The organism is Mycolicibacterium sp. ND9-15 (assembly GCF_035918395.1).
GTDB lineage: Bacteria > Actinomycetota > Actinomycetes > Mycobacteriales > Mycobacteriaceae > Mycobacterium.
On record NZ_CP142362.1, the window covers coordinates 849,912 to 864,792 of the forward strand.

A 14,881-nucleotide genomic window follows, 5' to 3' on the forward strand; every position below is an offset into this window, starting at 1 on the left:
GGCCTGCTGGAAAACAATTTCGCGGAACTCAGGCGTCGGACAGTAGGCGGTTCGCACACGCGATGACCGCGCTCAGCGCGGACTGTGTCGGGTCGTCGGACAGGCCCATCGCCCACTTCGACCGCATTCCATCGGAACCGCGGATGAACGTGGCGGTGCGCTCGCCCGCGTGTATCTGGTGGAAGGCGGTCATTTCCAGCGCAATTCCACGGTCGTAGAGCATCGACGTCAGCGCGGCGACAGGACCCGACGCCGCCGCCGACGTCGTGCAGATCCGGTCTCCGATCGCGAGCGTCGCCTGATAGTTGCGCGCCTGGGGCCCCAGCCTGGTGGCGGGGCGATCTCCGTCGAGGCAGCTCCAGTTGCCCAGCCGCAAGGGACCCGAACTGGGCGCATACTCGGCGAGAAACGATTCGAAGGACATCGCGTCGGCCTCCTCGCGCAGGTCGCGGGGAATCGGGGCGTCGACGTGGGCCGCGAAAGCTGCGCTGGTAGCGGATTGTGTTGCGAACGAGGTCATGTGCCGGTCTTTTCTTCGAAAGAAGGTGACCGACTACGTAGCGACGACCCACAGCGAGGGGTCGGTCAGGATCAGACCCCGCTGCGGGTTGCTACTACGAGTCGCCTCGGCACGCGTCCGATCGTAGCCGCCCGCGTATGCGGCCGCAAAGAGAATTCGGTTCGCAAACTGTAGGTGTGTTTTCGCATTACGGCTGGTCTTTCCCTCTACCTTTTGGGATCGTGTGTTCCTACTTCTGGTGTCCCGATGAGCTGGGGGGATGATGCGAAACGTCGGCACGGTCAAAGGCGAGAATTCGAACGCGATCGATGAATCGACGTCCGTCGGCGAACGCGTGGGGTCGTTCCGCTACTTTCGCACCGAAGACCGCTGGGAGTGGTCAGACGCCGTGGCCCAGATGCACGGCTACCCGCCTGGCCAGGCGCAACCCAGCACCTCGCTGGTGATGTCGCACAAGCACCCCGATGACGCGGCCAGCGTTGCGTTGCTGATCGAGACGGTGACCGGAGAGGGCCGCCCGTTCAGCAGCCGCCACCGCATCATCGACACGCTCGGCCACGTCCGTCCCGTTCTCGTGATCGGCGAACGACTGCACGACGACAACGGCGACATCATCGGCACCCGGGGGCTGTACGTGGACCTCAGCGACGTCGAGGACACCGCCACGGTCGACGCGGCGGTCCCCGACTTCACCGAGCACCGGGCGGTCATCGAGCAGGCCAAAGGCCTGTTGATGATGACCTACGGCATCCCGGCCGAGCGCGCCTTCGACCTCCTGGTGTGGCGCTCGCAGGAGACCAACACCAAGCTGCGCACACTGGCGTCGCAGATCCTCGAGGACTTCACCAGCGAGCTGCGGGTCTCCGACGACATTCGCCAGCGAGCCGACCACCTGCTGCTCACCTCCCACCGGCGCATCCGGCGATTGGGCGGCGAGAGCAGCAACGCCTGCTGAGGCGCGGGCCCGAGCGAGGACTGTCTCCCCCCACGGCCCTATCGTGAGGCTGGTGTCTACCGGTCATGCGCAGCTTTCCGCATGGCCGGAGCCTCTTTCGGGCCGTCGATGAACTGGGTCCTGCTGTTCGCCGCTGGCGTACTCGGCGGGCTCACCGGCAGCATCGCCGGCCTCGCCTCGGTGGCCACCTATCCCGCCCTGCTGCTGTTCGGGCTGCCGCCGGTGACGGCTAACGTGACCAACACCGTCGCGCTGGTGTTCAACGGCGTCGGATCGGTACTGGGGTCGCGCCCCGAACTCGAGGGACAGGGTCAGTGGATCCGGCGCATCGTGCCGGTCGCCCTACTCGGCGGCGCGGCCGGTGCCGCGCTGTTGCTCTCGACGCCCGCCGAGAGCTTCGAGAACGCCGTACCGATCCTGCTCGGCGTCGCGTCGATCGCGATTCTGCTCCCACGACGCGCGTCGGGCGAGACCGACAGCCGGGGCCGATACCGTGCGAGGCTCCTCGTCGAGACCGGCGCCGTCTTCCTGATCTGTGTCTACGGCGGCTATTTCGGTGCGGCCGCGGGGGTGCTGATGCTTGCGCTCCTGCTGCGCACCGGCCACGCTTCACTCGCGCACGCCAATGCCGGCAAGAACGTCATCCTCGGCGTGGCGAACGCTGTTGCTGCCGTGGTATTCACGCTGCTGGCGCCGGTGCACTGGTGGGCGGTATCGGTGCTGGGCCTTGGCTGCCTGATCGGCTCCCGGCTGGGCCCCATCGTCGTCCGGCATTCACCTGCCGGACCGCTTCGGGTCGCGATCGGCGCGGCGGGTGTGGCGCTGGCGCTCAAACTCGGAGTCGACACCTACAGCGGCTAGAGCTCGAAAGGGCTGTCCCCCTTGACCACTCGGGTGCCCAAGTCGATCAGGTTCTGCGCGTTGGCGTGCAACCGCTCCCCCGCGTCCCGGCTCGCCTGGCCGACCAGGTAACGCGACCAGGTGCCCTCGATGACGATGCCCAGCTTGAAGCACGCCATCGCGATATACCAATCGAGGCTTGATGTTTCGCGGCCGCCGGCGGCGTGGTAAGCCTCGAGGAGGTCGCGCCGGCTGGCGAGTCCGCCGAGCGCAGCCAGTCGTGCCCCCGCGGTTATCGTGTTGGTTTCCAGCGGCCAGCAGATCAACATCCAGCCCAGGTCCAGTAGCGGGTCGCCGATCGTGCACATCTCCCAGTCGACGAACGCCGCCAACTCGGGCTTGTCGCGACGCAGCAACACATTGCTCAAATGCGGGTCGCCGTGCAGGACCCCTGGACGGCCCTCCGGCGGCAAGTTCGATACCAGCCACCCGGCGAGTTCGGCCACCGCCAACGACGCGGGGTCGTACCGGTCGTGCCGATAGCTCTCGAGCAGCCGCAGGAACTGCGGAACCTGACGCTCCAGGAACAGGCCGGGCCGCTTGAGTTCGGCCAGCGGGCTGCCTTCCCATTCGACCTGCCCGAGCATCGCCAGGCTCGCCGCATACGACAGGCCCACCCGATGGCGCATCGCCGGATCGCGCACATAGGCCTCGGCCATAGCGTCGCCGGGGTTGAAGCCGTCGACCTCCTCCATCAGGTAGAACACCACCCCGAGGACGCCGAGGTCCTCACAGCCGGCGATGAAGCCCGGATGGGGCACCGGCGTTCCCGCGAGCGTGCGTAGCGCCGCGATCTCGCGCAGCATCGTCTTGTCGCTGGTCGGCCGCGGATGCGCCGGCGGCCTGCGCAACACCATGGGCCGGTCGTCGACGCGCAGGCGAACCACGATGTTCTGCGTCCCGCCGGTCAGCGGTTCGACGTTGCTGACCGTCGACCCCAGACCCTGCCCACGGACCCAGTGCTGCAGGGCGGCTTGGTCTTCCTTGCTCAGTGTCGGAAGGTTCTGCGCGTCGTCGGGCATGCAGTCATCGTGTCAGGTCGGGTGCGCGCTCAGTCCAGGATCCGACGCGCCACGTTCGTCGTCACCAGATCCAGCAATTCGTCTGCCCGGCCGGCCAGGATCGTCCTGATGGCGTACAGCGAGAAGCCCTTGGCCTGCTCGGCGGTGATCACCGGCGGTATGGACAGAACCTGACGCGCAGTGACGACGTCGACGACCGCGGGTCCGTCCTGGGCGAAGGCATCCGTTAAGGCCGGTTCCAGATCCGACGGGTGTTCGACCCGTCGGCCGAAAATGCCCATAGCCGTTGCGACGGCGGCCAAGTCGGGGTTCACCAGATCGGTGCCGAAATTGACGATTCCCGCTGCCTTCATCTCCAACTCGACGAAGTTCAGCGACGAGTTGTTGAAGACGACCACCTTGACCGGCAAGCGGTTCTGGATCAGCGTGATGAGTTCGCCGAAGAGCATCGTCAGGCCGCCGTCACCGGCGAGCGCGACGACCTGGCGGTCACGGTGGGCGGTCTGCGCCCCGATCGCCAGTGGCAACGCACACGCCATTGAGCCGTGGTTGAACGACCCGATGAGCCGGCGACGACCGTTCATCGTCAGATAGCGCGAAGCCCAAATCACCGGCGAACCGACGTCGGCAGTGAACACCGCATCGTCGGCGGCCAGCTGATTCGTCAGTCCCGCAACATATTCCGGCCGGATGGGTTCGCGGTCGCGGTCGTTGACGGCCAGTTCGTCGAGTTTTTGGCGGGTCTTGCGGTAGTGCTTGAGCGACCGATCGAGGTGTTCGCGTTCGGCCTTCGGGCGCAGCAGTGGTTGCAGCGCGTCGAGGGTATCAGCGACGGTGCCGACCAGGCCGAGGTCGACCGGAACGCGGCGGCCGAGATGCCGACCGCGAATGTCGACCTGGATCACCTTCGCGTCGTCGGGATAGAACTGTTGGTACGGGAAGTCGGTGCCCAGCATCAGCAGGACGTCGGCCTCCTTGATGGCCTTGTAGCCGGACGCGAAGCCGAGCAGTCCGGTCATGCCGACGTCGTACGGGTTGTCGTACTCGATGAACTCCTTGGCCCCGCAGCGCATGCACCACCGGCGCGTTGAGCGTGCCCGCCGTACGGATCAGCGCGTCGTGCGCCCCCGCGACGCCCGCACCGCCGAGGATGGTGACGGCGTGCGAGTCGTTGAGGATCGCCGCCGCCTGCCGCAGCGACTCGTCGTCGGGTCGCGTGATCGACCGCGTCGCGGTGACGGCGCGTATGTTCCAACTCGACGCGTCGGCGCGATGATCGAAGATTTCACCGGGGATCACGACGACCGCGACGCCGTTCTCCTCGACCGCGGCCCGCATCGCCATCTCGACGATGCGCGGCGCCATCTCCGGTGTGCTGACGAGTTCGCAGTAGACGCTGCACTCGCGGAACAGGTCTTGGGGGTGCGTCTCCTGGAAGTACTCCGAGCCGATTTCCGTGCGCGGGATGTGCGCCGCGATCGCGAGCACGGGCACCCGACTGCGTTGCGCGTCGAACAGGCCGTTGATCAGGTGCAGATTGCCCGGGCCGCAACTGCCGGCACACACCGCCAACCCGTCGGTGAGAGCCGCGTCGGCCGCTGCGGCAAATCCGGCGCACTCTTCGTGGCGCACAAGTTCCCAGCTGACCTCGCCCGAGCGGCGGATCGCGTCGGTGAAGCCGTTGAGGCTGTCGCCCGGCAGTCCGTAGACCCGGCGCACGCCGCTGATCCGCAACGCGTCGATGAGGTGATCGGCGAAGGTCGCCACCCCGACCACCCTAGTGCGATTTCGGTGCGCTACCAATCGATCAGCGACAGGCAGCGCACCGAAACCACCGGTTACTTGGGGGCGAAACGCTGCCCCGCGTCCAGCCGCAGGCACTGGCCGTTGAGCATCGGGTTCTCGACGATCGCGGCCACCAGCTTGGCGTACTCTTCCGGCTTGCCGAGCCGCTTCGGGAATGCCGCATCCTTCGTCAGCGCCTTGGCGAACTCGTCGGGGATGCCCTCGGTGAGGCCGGTGGCGAACAGGCTCGGTGCGATCGCCAACGCCCGGATGCCCAGGCTGCCCATGTCGCGGGCCATCGTCAGGCACATCCCGGCGATCGCGGCCTTGGAAGCGGTGTAGGCCACCTGACCGATTTGCCCCTCGAACGCGGCGATCGAGGCGGTATTGATGATGACGCCGCGCTCCTCCTGCTCGTCGTCGACCGGGTCCTGCTGGCTCATCTGCCATCCCGCCAGCCTGCTGATGTTGAAAGTGCCGATGAGGTTCAGGTCCACGCACTTGCGGAAGGTGTCCAGGCTGTGTGGGCCGTCCTTCTTGACCGTGCGCTCCGCGGCGCCGCCCCCGGCCGTCGTCACGATGATGTGCAGCCCGCCCAGCGCGTCGATCGCCTGCTGCAGCACCTTCTCGGTGCCCTCGAAGTCGGTGACGTCCACCTCGAAGAATGTGCCGCCGATCGCATCGGCGACTTCCTTGCCCTTCGACTGCGGACGGTCCAGCACCGCCACATCCGCGCCGCGCTGTGCCAGCAACTCGGCGGTCGCCTTCCCAAAGCCCGAGGCGCCGCCGACGACGATGGCCTTCTTGCCCGAGATCTCCACGTGATCTCCCCTTTCCAAAAAGTGCTCGAATCGTAAAGCAACCTAGCCGACGTCATCGCTTGGTAAGCCCTTCGGGTCGCCGACGTGAGTACTTTGGCGGCATGACGGCGCGCAGCACCAAAGCGATGGGCGGCATCGCGGCGGCCGCCGTCGCGCTCGGCGTCACCCAACTTCTCGCCGTCTTTGTCGGACCGCAGGCCGACGCGCGCACTGCGGTCGGTTCGGCGGTCATCGATCTGACCCCCGGGCCGGTCAAGGAATGGGCGATCCAGACCTTCGGCATGGCCGACAAACTCGTCTTGGCGATGCTCGTCCTCGCGGTGATCGCCGTCGTCGCCGCGGCCACCGCGGCGTTCGAGAGCAAGCGGGTGCCCCTCGGCAGCATCGCGATCCTCACGGCGGGAGTCGCGGGCTGCGCGGCTGTGCTGTCCCGGGCGGGGGCGACCCTGTTGGACATCGTGCCGACGGTGGTGGGTGCCGTCTGCGGCGTCGCGGTGCTGCGTCTGCTCGTCTCCGGCCGGTTCACCGACGCCCCGCAACCCACGGACGACGGGCCCGACCGCGGCCGACGGCTGTCGTTGGTGACGCTGGGCTTCCTCGGGGCCGGCGCCCTGACCGGGGTGGGCGGCGCGGTGCTGTCCCGCCTGACGAGCTCCGTCTCGGGCGATCGCAATGCCTTCGCGCTGCCGGCGATCGACGTCACCGCGCCACCAGTCCCAGCGACGGTGCAGCCCAAAGGCGTTGCGCTGCCGTCGTTTGTCACCAGCAACGCCGACTTCTACCGGATCGACACGGCGTTGAGCGTGCCGCAGTTGAGCCGCGAGAACTGGCAGCTGCGGATCCACGGCATGGTGGACCGCGAGATCACCTTGCGCTTCGGCGATCTCAAGCGGTTCGAGGTGGTCGAGAAAATGGTCACGCTCACGTGTGTGTCGAATCCGGTCGGCGGCGACCTCATCGGAAATGCCGCTTGGACCGGATATCGTGTGCGGGACCTGTTGGCCGAAGCGGGTATTCATCGCGACGCGGACATGGTGCTGTCGATGTCCATCGACGGGTTCACCGCGGGCACTCCGGTCGACGCGCTCGTCGACCAGCGGGATGCGCTGTTGGCGGTCGGCATGAACGGCGAACCGCTGCCGACCGACCACGGCTACCCCGCCCGGCTCGTGGTGCCCGGGTTGTACGGGTACGTCTCGGCGACGAAATGGGTCGTCGACCTCGAAGTGACCCGATTCGACCGCGCCGAGGCCTACTGGACGCGACTGGGCTGGTCGGCGCGCGGGCCGATCAAGACCGAGTCCCGGATCGACGTGCCGCGCAGTGGTCAGGACGTGCCCCGCGGGCCGGTGACGTTCGGCGGCGTCGCGTGGGCACAGAACCGCGGGGTGCGCGACGTCGAGGTGCGCATCGATCGTCCAGACGGCCAAGGTGATTGGCAGCGAGCCGATCTCGGCGCCGCCTACTCCAACGACACCTGGCGTCTGTGGAGTTTTCCGTGGCAGGCCACCGAGTCCGGGCCGCACACCATCACGGTGCGGGCCACCGACAACACCGGCGCAGTGCAGACCGCCGAGGTCGCCGCCCCGGTCCCCGACGGCGCCACCGGCTGGCACAGCGTCGACTTCACGGTCGCCTGACCTTCCGGCGCGAGCGCCCGTGTCTGCCCACCGACACGCCGCGAAACTCCGTACAAACGCGGTCACTCGCGCCGAGGTTGGCGGCCGTGGCAGGCTGAAGACGTGCAGTTGCTCGACGTGGCCACCGCGTCCACAGAAGTCGGCGCCTCGTCGTCGCGGCTGGCCAAGACCGCAAGAATTGCCGGCCTGCTGGCCCGCGCCGGTGAGGAAGGCGACGCCGACCAGGCGGTCGTCGTCGTGTCGTGGTTGTCCGGGGAACTGCCGCAGCGCCAGATCGGTGTCGGCTGGGCCGCTTTGCGCTCCCTGCCACCGCCGGCGTCAGCTGCGTCCCTGACGGTCCCGGAGGTCCACGCGCGCCTAACCGAGATCGGACAGGTCGCGGGGAAGGGGTCGCAGGCGCGGCGTGCGGAACTGCTCGGCAGATTGTTCGGCGCCGCAACCGAACCGGAGCAGACGTTCCTGCGCAGGTTGCTCGGCGGCGAACTGCGTCAGGGGGCACTCATCGGCGTCATGGCCGACGCGGTCGCCAAGGCCGCCGACCTTCCGGCGGCCGCGGTGCGCCGCGCCGCGATGCTCGGTGGCGACCTGCCCGCCGTCGCGGCCGCCGCGCTGACCGTCGGCGAGGCCGCGCTGGAGCAGTTCACGCTCACGGTCGGCCGTCCTGTGGGACCGATGCTCGCACAGACGGCCGCCGGCGTGGCCGATGCGCTCGAACGCCTCGGCGGCTCAGCGGTTTTCGAGACGAAACTGGATGGTGCCCGAGTGCAGGTGCATCGTACCGACGACGCGGTGTCCATTTACACCCGCAGCCTCGACGATGTGACCGCACGCCTCCCGGAGGTCGTCGACGCCGCACTGGCACTGCCCGTCACCACGCTGATCGCCGACGCCGAGGCGATCGCGCTCAAACCCGACGGGCGTCCGCACCGCTTCCAGGTCACCGCGTCGCGCTTCGGGCGCTCCGTCGATATCGCAGCCGCCGCGGCCGCGCAGCCGCTGTCCGTTTTCGTCTTCGATCTGTTGCACGTCGACGGTGTCGACCTTCTGGACAGACCGGCCGGTGAGCGCATCGAAGCGCTGGACGCCCTTGTCCCGAAGGTGAACCGGGTCGACCGGCTCGTCACCGGCGATGTCACGTCAGCCCGGGAGTTCCTGGAGGCGACGCTTGCGGCGGGTCACGAAGGCGTGATGGCGAAGTCCTTGAGCGCGCCGTACGAAGCCGGACGCCGCGGCGCCGGGTGGCTCAAGGTCAAACCCGTGCACACCCTCGATCTGGTGGTTCTCGCCGTCGAGTGGGGGTCGGGCCGTCGCACCGGCAAGCTCTCCAACATCCACCTCGGAGCCAGAGATCCCGAGACAGGCGAATTCGTCATGCTCGGAAAGACTTTCAAGGGCATGACCGACGCGATGCTCGAATGGCAGACCACGCGGTTTCTCGAGTTGGCCGACGGACCGGCCGACGGTTACGTCGTGCGGGTGCGACCCGAACAAGTCGTCGAGATCGCGTTCGACGGCGTGCAGGGTTCGTCGCGGTATCCCGGCGGGATGGCACTGCGATTCGCGCGGGTGCTGCGCTACCGCGACGACAAGAGCCCCGCGGAAGCGGACACCATCGACACGGTCCGCGCCTTCTACCAGCGCGGAAGCTAAAGGCGCCGTTTCGGCACGTGACCGTCGCGGCCGATGGAAGGATCGCCCCATGGCATCTCCAACCGCTTCGTCCGAGCACACAGAGGAAACCGAAGGCGACGTCACCTACATCCGGACCGACAAGGATTTGCCCCCGATCGCGATCATCGACCGCTCACCGATCACCGTCAGACACCGGATCGTCTTCGGGATCATCGCCGTGCTCGGCGCGCTCGCGTGGGCGGTGATCGCGTTCTTCCGCGGCGAGACAATCAACGCAGTGTGGTTCGTTATCGCCGCGATCTGCACATACGTCATCGGCTTCCGGTTCTACGCCCGGTTCATCGAGATGAAGATCGTGCGTCCACGCGACGACAACGCCACGCCCGCCGAGCTATTCGAGAACGGCACCGACTACATGCCGACCGATCGGCGGGTGTTGTTCGGTCACCACTTCGCGGCGATCGCCGGCGCCGGCCCGCTCGTCGGCCCTGTGCTGGCAATGCAGATGGGCTATCTTCCCGGCACCATCTGGATCATCATCGGTGCGGTCGTGGCGGGCTGCGTGCAGGACTATCTCGTGCTCTCGATCTCGACTCGTCGACGCGGCCGCTCGCTCGGGCAGATGGCCCGCGACGAACTCGGGACCATCGGTGGCGTGGCAGCCATCGTCGGCGTGCTCGTCATCATGGTGATCCTGCTGGCGGTCCTCGCCCTGGTGGTCGTCGGCGCCTTGGCCGAGAGTCCGTGGGGCGTGTTCTCGATCGCGATGACGATTCCGATCGCGATCTTCATGGGCCTCTATCTGCGCTTCCTCCGGCCCGGCCGGGTCTCCGAGGTGTCGGTGATCGGCGTCGCCCTGCTCCTGCTTGCGGTTGTCGCCGGCGGGTGGGTGGCCGAAACATCCTGGGGCACCGACTGGTTCACGTTGTCGAAGGTGACCCTGTCGTGGGCGATCATCATCTACGGCTTCGCCGCCTCGGTGCTTCCCGTGTGGTTCCTGCTGGCGCCCCGGGATTACCTGTCGACGTTCATGAAGGTCGGCACCATCGGGTTGCTGGCCATCGGGATCCTGCTCGCCCGCCCGGTCATGGAGGCGCCGGCGGTTTCGGCGTTCGCCGGCGAGGGCACCGGCCCGGTGTTCGCGGGATCGCTGTTCCCGTTCCTGTTCATCACGATCGCCTGCGGTGCGCTGTCGGGCTTTCACGCACTGATCTCGTCGGGCACCACGCCCAAGCTCCTCGAGAAGGAGGGGCAGATGCGGCTGATCGGCTACGGCGGGATGATGACCGAGTCGTTCGTCGCGATCATGGCGCTTATCACCGCGGCGATCATCAACCAGCACCTGTACTTCGCGATCAATGCGCCCGCGGCTGCGACGGGGGCCACCGCAGAGACGGCGGCGGCCTACGTCAACGGCCTGCCGATCGACGGCCCGCCGGTCACCGCCGAGCAGATCGCCAGCGCCGCGGAGAGCGTCGGCGAGGAGTCGATCGTCTCCAGAACCGGTGGCGCACCGACGCTGGCGTTCGGCATGTCCGACGTGTTGAGCAAGGTCTTCGGCGGGGACGCGCTCAAGGCGTTCTGGTACCACTTCGCGATCATGTTCGAGGCGCTGTTCATCCTCACCACCGTCGACGCGGGCACCCGGGTCGCGCGGTTCATGCTCTCCGACGGCGTGAGCAACCTGGGTGGTCCGCTGCGCAAGCTGAGGGATCCGAGTTGGCGTGTCGGAGCGTGGATTTGCAGCCTGATCGTGGTTGCGGCGTGGGGCAGCATTCTGCTGATGGGCGTTACCGATCCACTCGGCGGCATCAACACGCTGTTCCCGTTGTTCGGCATCGCCAACCAATTGCTTGCCGCCATCGCGCTGACGGTCGTGACCGTCGTGGTGGTGAAGAAGGGACTGCTGAAATGGGCCTGGATACCCGGGGTTCCGTTGCTGTGGGACCTGACGGTGACGATGACGGCGTCGTTCCAGAAGATCTTCTCCGGCGATCCCAAGGTCGGCTATTGGACCCAGCACTTCCAATACCGCAATGCCAAGGAGGCGGGTGAGACGGCGTTCGGCGCGGCCAAGAACGCGGACCAACTCGACGCGGTAATCCGCAACACCTTCATCCAGGGCACGCTGTCGATCGTGTTCGCGCTGCTGGTGCTGATCGTGTTCATCGCCGGGGTGATCATGGTGATCCGATTCCTGCGCGGCACCGCCTTGCCGACAACCGAGGACGTACCGATCCCCTCACGGATCTTCGGGCCGTCGGGCCTCATCATGACCAAGCCCGAGAAGGAGGTGCAGAAGCAGTGGGACGCGTTATCGAAATCGCACGCAAGATCGGTTGGTACTGGGGCACATTCGTAGGGGACCTGATGGGCGACACCCACTACCGGCGCTACGTCGAACACCGGTTGCGCACCCATCCGGGCGAACCGGTGCTCTCGGAGCGGGAGTACTGGCGCTTGCGGCACGCCGCCACCGACGCCAATCCGGACGCGCGCTGCTGTTAAGACGCTATGGGGCAGATTCGCTGACTTCCGGTTGTGTTGCATATTCATACACCATCCATGCGATGTCGCGGATGATGTGTCCGACCTCGGCGCCTTCCCCGTAGAAGTACTCGGCCCGCTTGTTGTGGGCACCCTGGTTGTCCGCGACGGCCGCAAGCACCGAGTCCCACAGGTCGGGGCTTTCGGCGAACTGCTTGGGCGTGTTGGCTTTGGCCTGCTGCAACAGCGCTTGATCCGACAGCAGCGTCCGCAGCAGCGCCTCGACGAACGACGCGTTGTTGTCCTCGACCAGATCTTCGTCGCCGAAGAGGTCGTTAAGTCGGTCAATAACGGCTTGCATCGCAACGAGTTTAGGGTCGCGCTTCGTGCCCGACCCGGCCGCAGTGACACCCTTCAGCCCGACCCTGTCCTTTCCGAGTGACAGATCGGTCTTGCCCTTGTCGAGCGTCCTGACGTTCTTCAGCGTCAGGTCGGACAAATCGATCGGCGCCGTGTAGTTGGTGCCGCGTATCTCCCGCTCGAGCAGCCGCAGAAAGATGGCCCGCTTCTCGAGTTCGACGTCGCCGTAGTCGATCACCTGGCTCATGAAGTCGTACACCCGCACGAACGAGCCGACGTCCTTGCGGAACATGTCGAGCTCGTCGCGGGCTGCCCTGTCGTCGTCGGCGATCGCAGCGTTGTACCGCTGCGCGAAGCGCTTCTTCGCCGCCCCGGTGACCGCACGCAAAGCCTCGTGGCCGCCCTTGACGTAGGCCTCGGCTGCCTTGTCGACCTCCTCAGAGGTGAATATGCCGGCCTGATCGAGCTTGTTGGAGATGTCATAAGCCAGGTTGGGATCGGTAGATGTCTCCAGGAACGCGGTGGTGAAGTAGGGCTCGAAGGCCTTGCGGATCTCGGCGGGTTCGTTGACGAAGTCGAGGATGAAGATGTCCTCAATTGTCTTCGTCAAACCCGAGGGGCGGCGGTGGGTACGGTTGAGCCGTGAAAGTGTCTGCACCGCAGTCACACCGGACAGCTGCTTGTCGACGTACATTGCGCACAGCAGCTGCTCGTCGAAGCCGGTCTGGAATTTATTGGCGACGATCATGATTTTGTAGTCGTCACCGTGGAAGGTCTTGGCGAGGTCGTAGACGCCCGGGTTGAGGTTTGCGTCGGTGAAGGGCTCCGGCCCGTACTCGGGGTCATCGACGGCACCGGAGAACGCAACCAGAGTGCGGAACGCATAGGTGGGGTCCTTGGCGGACTTGACCGCGATGTACTTGTCGACCTCAAACTTGTAACGGACTGCGGCCTTGCGCGAGTCGGCCACGATCATCGCCTTGGCGTGGCCTTCGAGGATGTGCGCGACGTTGTCGTGGAAGTGCTCGACGATGACGGCGGCCTTCTGGTTGATGGTCTGCGGGTTGAGTTTCACCCAGCGCATGACTTGCTTGGTCGCCTCGGACTGTTCGACTTCCTTGACTTGTGTTGCGCCTTTGACCTTCTCTGCAATCTGAAACGCCGTGCGGTACGAGTGATAACCGGCGAGCACGTCGAGGATGTAATCCTCTTCGATCGCCTGTTGCATGGAATAGACGTGGAAGGGCTCGGGCAGCGACTCGGGGTCATCTGGGTCGGGCTTGCGGCCGAACATGTCGAGCGTCTTGCCTTTGGGTGTCGCGGTGAACGCATAGTAGGAGATGTTCTCGCTGGACGCCCGCTCCGAAGCCTCTGCGGCGAGCACCGCCTCGATATCGATCGCGCCGCCGTTCTCGATCTCCTGGAGTTCCTCTGCGCTCAGAACCCTTTTTAGGTTGGCGGCGACCTGACCGGACTGCGACGAGTGCGCCTCGTCGGCAATGACGGCGAACTTTTTACCCTTGAGTCCCTTGCTCTTTCGGATCTCGTTCATGGCATACGGGAATGTCTGGATGGTGACGACGATGATCCGCTTGCCGTCCTGAAGCGTCTTGGCGAGCAGGTTGGATTTCGAGCCGCCTTCACGTCTCGCGGTGTCGGCGTCGATCGTGGCGACGAATCCCGTCTTCCGGTCGATCTGCCGGATCGCGGCCTGCAATTGCGAGTCCAAGACGTTGCGGTCGGTGACGACGATGACCGAGTCGAACACCGGCACGTTGTCGACTTGCAGCCGCGCGAGCCGGTGCGCGGTCCAGGCGATCGATTTGGTCTTGCCGGAACCCGCGGAGTGCTGGATCAGGTAGCGGTGGCCCGGGCCTTCGGCGGCGGTGGTTTCGACGAGTTTGGTGACGGCTTCCCACTGGTGAAAGCGGGGGAAGACGATCCCCTGCTCCTCGACGAGCACAAAGCGATGCAGGATGTTGAGCCACGCCTCGCGTTGCAGGACGCGCTCCCACAGGTACGACGTCTCCGATCCGTGGCGGTTGGGCGGGTTTCCCTTGCCGCCGCCGCAACCCATGTTGAACGGCAGGAAGTGGGTGTCGTCGCCGGCAAGCCGCGTGGTCATCCAGACTTCGTCGTTGGAAAGGGCGAAATGCACGACCGCCCGGTTCCCGAAGCCGAGTAGGGGTTGAACGTGGCCGGTGCCCTTGTCCTTCGGCAGCCGGTCCTTCTTGTACTGCCGGATGGCCTCGGCCACCGACTGGGTGTAGTCGGTCTTGAGTTCGGCGGTGGCGACCGGGATACCGTTGACGAAGAAGACCAGGTCAATACTGCGCGTGTCGGCGGTGGAGAAATGCACTTGGCGCATCACCCTCAGTCGCACCTGCTCGTGACGCTTGACCGTCGCTGGATTCTTGGTGCTCTCAGGCTTGGGCTCGCTCATGGCGAATCGCGCTGGCGCGGACTGGAATCCACCGCGTAGCACGTTGATGGTGCCGCCGCCGTTGGCGATCGGGCTGTCGAGCACTTTGGTGAGACGGTCGAGCAGTTGGCTTCTCTGCTTTTCTTCGTGGGGGCCCGGCTTGACGACCTTGGCGAGTTCGTCGGGCTGGGTATCCTCGAGCCATCCGATGACATCCCCGGGGAACAGCGCCCGTTCTTTGTCGTACCCCTTGTCATTGGCGGAGTACAGCCAGTCGTGCTTCGCCAGGTACTCGCAAAGCTCTGTTTCGAAGGCGATTTCGTGGAAGTCAGCCAAG

At 66.0% G+C, this 14,881-nt stretch carries 10 protein-coding genes and 1 pseudogene; 6 read left to right on the top strand and 5 right to left on the bottom strand.

The window, feature by feature from the left end:
• Window positions 1-28: 28 nt before the first annotated feature.
• Window positions 29-520, bottom strand: coding sequence for a 2-isopropylmalate synthase (locus QGN32_RS04200; protein ID WP_326547397.1), 492 nt, complete (start codon window positions 518-520; stop codon window positions 29-31).
• Between the two features lie 259 nt (window positions 521-779).
• Here QGN32_RS04200 and QGN32_RS04205 point away from each other — a divergent pair, with 259 nt between their 5' ends.
• Entirely contained in the window at window positions 780-1,475 is a 696-nt protein-coding gene (locus QGN32_RS04205) for a PAS and ANTAR domain-containing protein (RefSeq protein ID WP_442791779.1), read from the top strand.
• Between the two features lie 108 nt (window positions 1,476-1,583).
• Window positions 1,584-2,336, top strand: coding sequence for a sulfite exporter TauE/SafE family protein (locus tag QGN32_RS04210; protein WP_442791820.1), 753 nt, complete (start codon window positions 1,584-1,586; stop codon window positions 2,334-2,336).
• Here the strand turns inward: QGN32_RS04210 and QGN32_RS04215 are convergent.
• The 3 genes and pseudogenes from QGN32_RS04215 to QGN32_RS04225 all read right to left on the bottom strand — a co-directional run bounded on the left by QGN32_RS04215 (window position 2,333) and on the right by QGN32_RS04225 (window position 6,003).
• Window positions 2,333-3,397, bottom strand: coding sequence for a phosphotransferase family protein (locus tag QGN32_RS04215; RefSeq protein ID WP_326547399.1), 1,065 nt, complete (start codon window positions 3,395-3,397; stop codon window positions 2,333-2,335). The genes QGN32_RS04210 and QGN32_RS04215 overlap by 4 nt on opposite strands.
• 29 nt (window positions 3,398-3,426) lie before the next feature.
• Window positions 3,427-5,164 (bottom strand): annotated as a pseudogene (gene poxB, locus QGN32_RS04220) (ubiquinone-dependent pyruvate dehydrogenase).
• A 71-nt stretch (window positions 5,165-5,235) separates the two neighbouring features.
• A complete protein-coding gene (locus QGN32_RS04225; protein WP_326547400.1) occupies window positions 5,236-6,003 on the bottom strand; it encodes an SDR family NAD(P)-dependent oxidoreductase in 768 nt (255 codons plus the stop codon).
• 101 nt (window positions 6,004-6,104) lie between these two features.
• On the opposite strand from QGN32_RS04225, the gene QGN32_RS04230 reads away from it, so the two are divergent.
• From QGN32_RS04230 to QGN32_RS04245, 4 genes are all read left to right on the top strand, one after another.
• Entirely contained in the window at window positions 6,105-7,643 is a 1,539-nt protein-coding gene (locus QGN32_RS04230) for a molybdopterin-dependent oxidoreductase (protein WP_326547401.1), read from the top strand.
• Window positions 7,644-7,745: 102 nt separating this feature from the next.
• Window positions 7,746-9,293 (top strand): ATP-dependent DNA ligase, encoded by a 1,548-nt coding sequence (locus tag QGN32_RS04235; protein ID WP_326547402.1) that lies wholly within the window; start codon window positions 7,746-7,748, stop codon window positions 9,291-9,293.
• 49 nt (window positions 9,294-9,342) lie between these two features.
• Window positions 9,343-11,637 (top strand): carbon starvation CstA family protein, encoded by a 2,295-nt coding sequence (locus tag QGN32_RS04240; RefSeq protein ID WP_326547403.1) that lies wholly within the window; start codon window positions 9,343-9,345, stop codon window positions 11,635-11,637.
• Window positions 11,580-11,783 carry a YbdD/YjiX family protein gene (locus QGN32_RS04245; protein WP_326547404.1) on the top strand — a complete coding sequence of 68 codons (204 nt, stop codon included), beginning with the start codon at window positions 11,580-11,582 and terminating at the stop codon, window positions 11,781-11,783. Before QGN32_RS04240 ends, QGN32_RS04245 begins: the two co-directional genes overlap by 58 nt.
• 4 nt (window positions 11,784-11,787) lie before the next feature.
• On the opposite strand, the gene QGN32_RS04250 is transcribed toward QGN32_RS04245, so the two are convergent.
• On the bottom strand, window positions 11,788-14,880 hold the full coding sequence (locus QGN32_RS04250) for a type I restriction endonuclease subunit R (protein WP_326547405.1): 3,093 nt from the start codon (window positions 14,878-14,880) through the stop codon (window positions 11,788-11,790).
• Between the last annotated feature and the right edge of the window lies 1 nt (window position 14,881).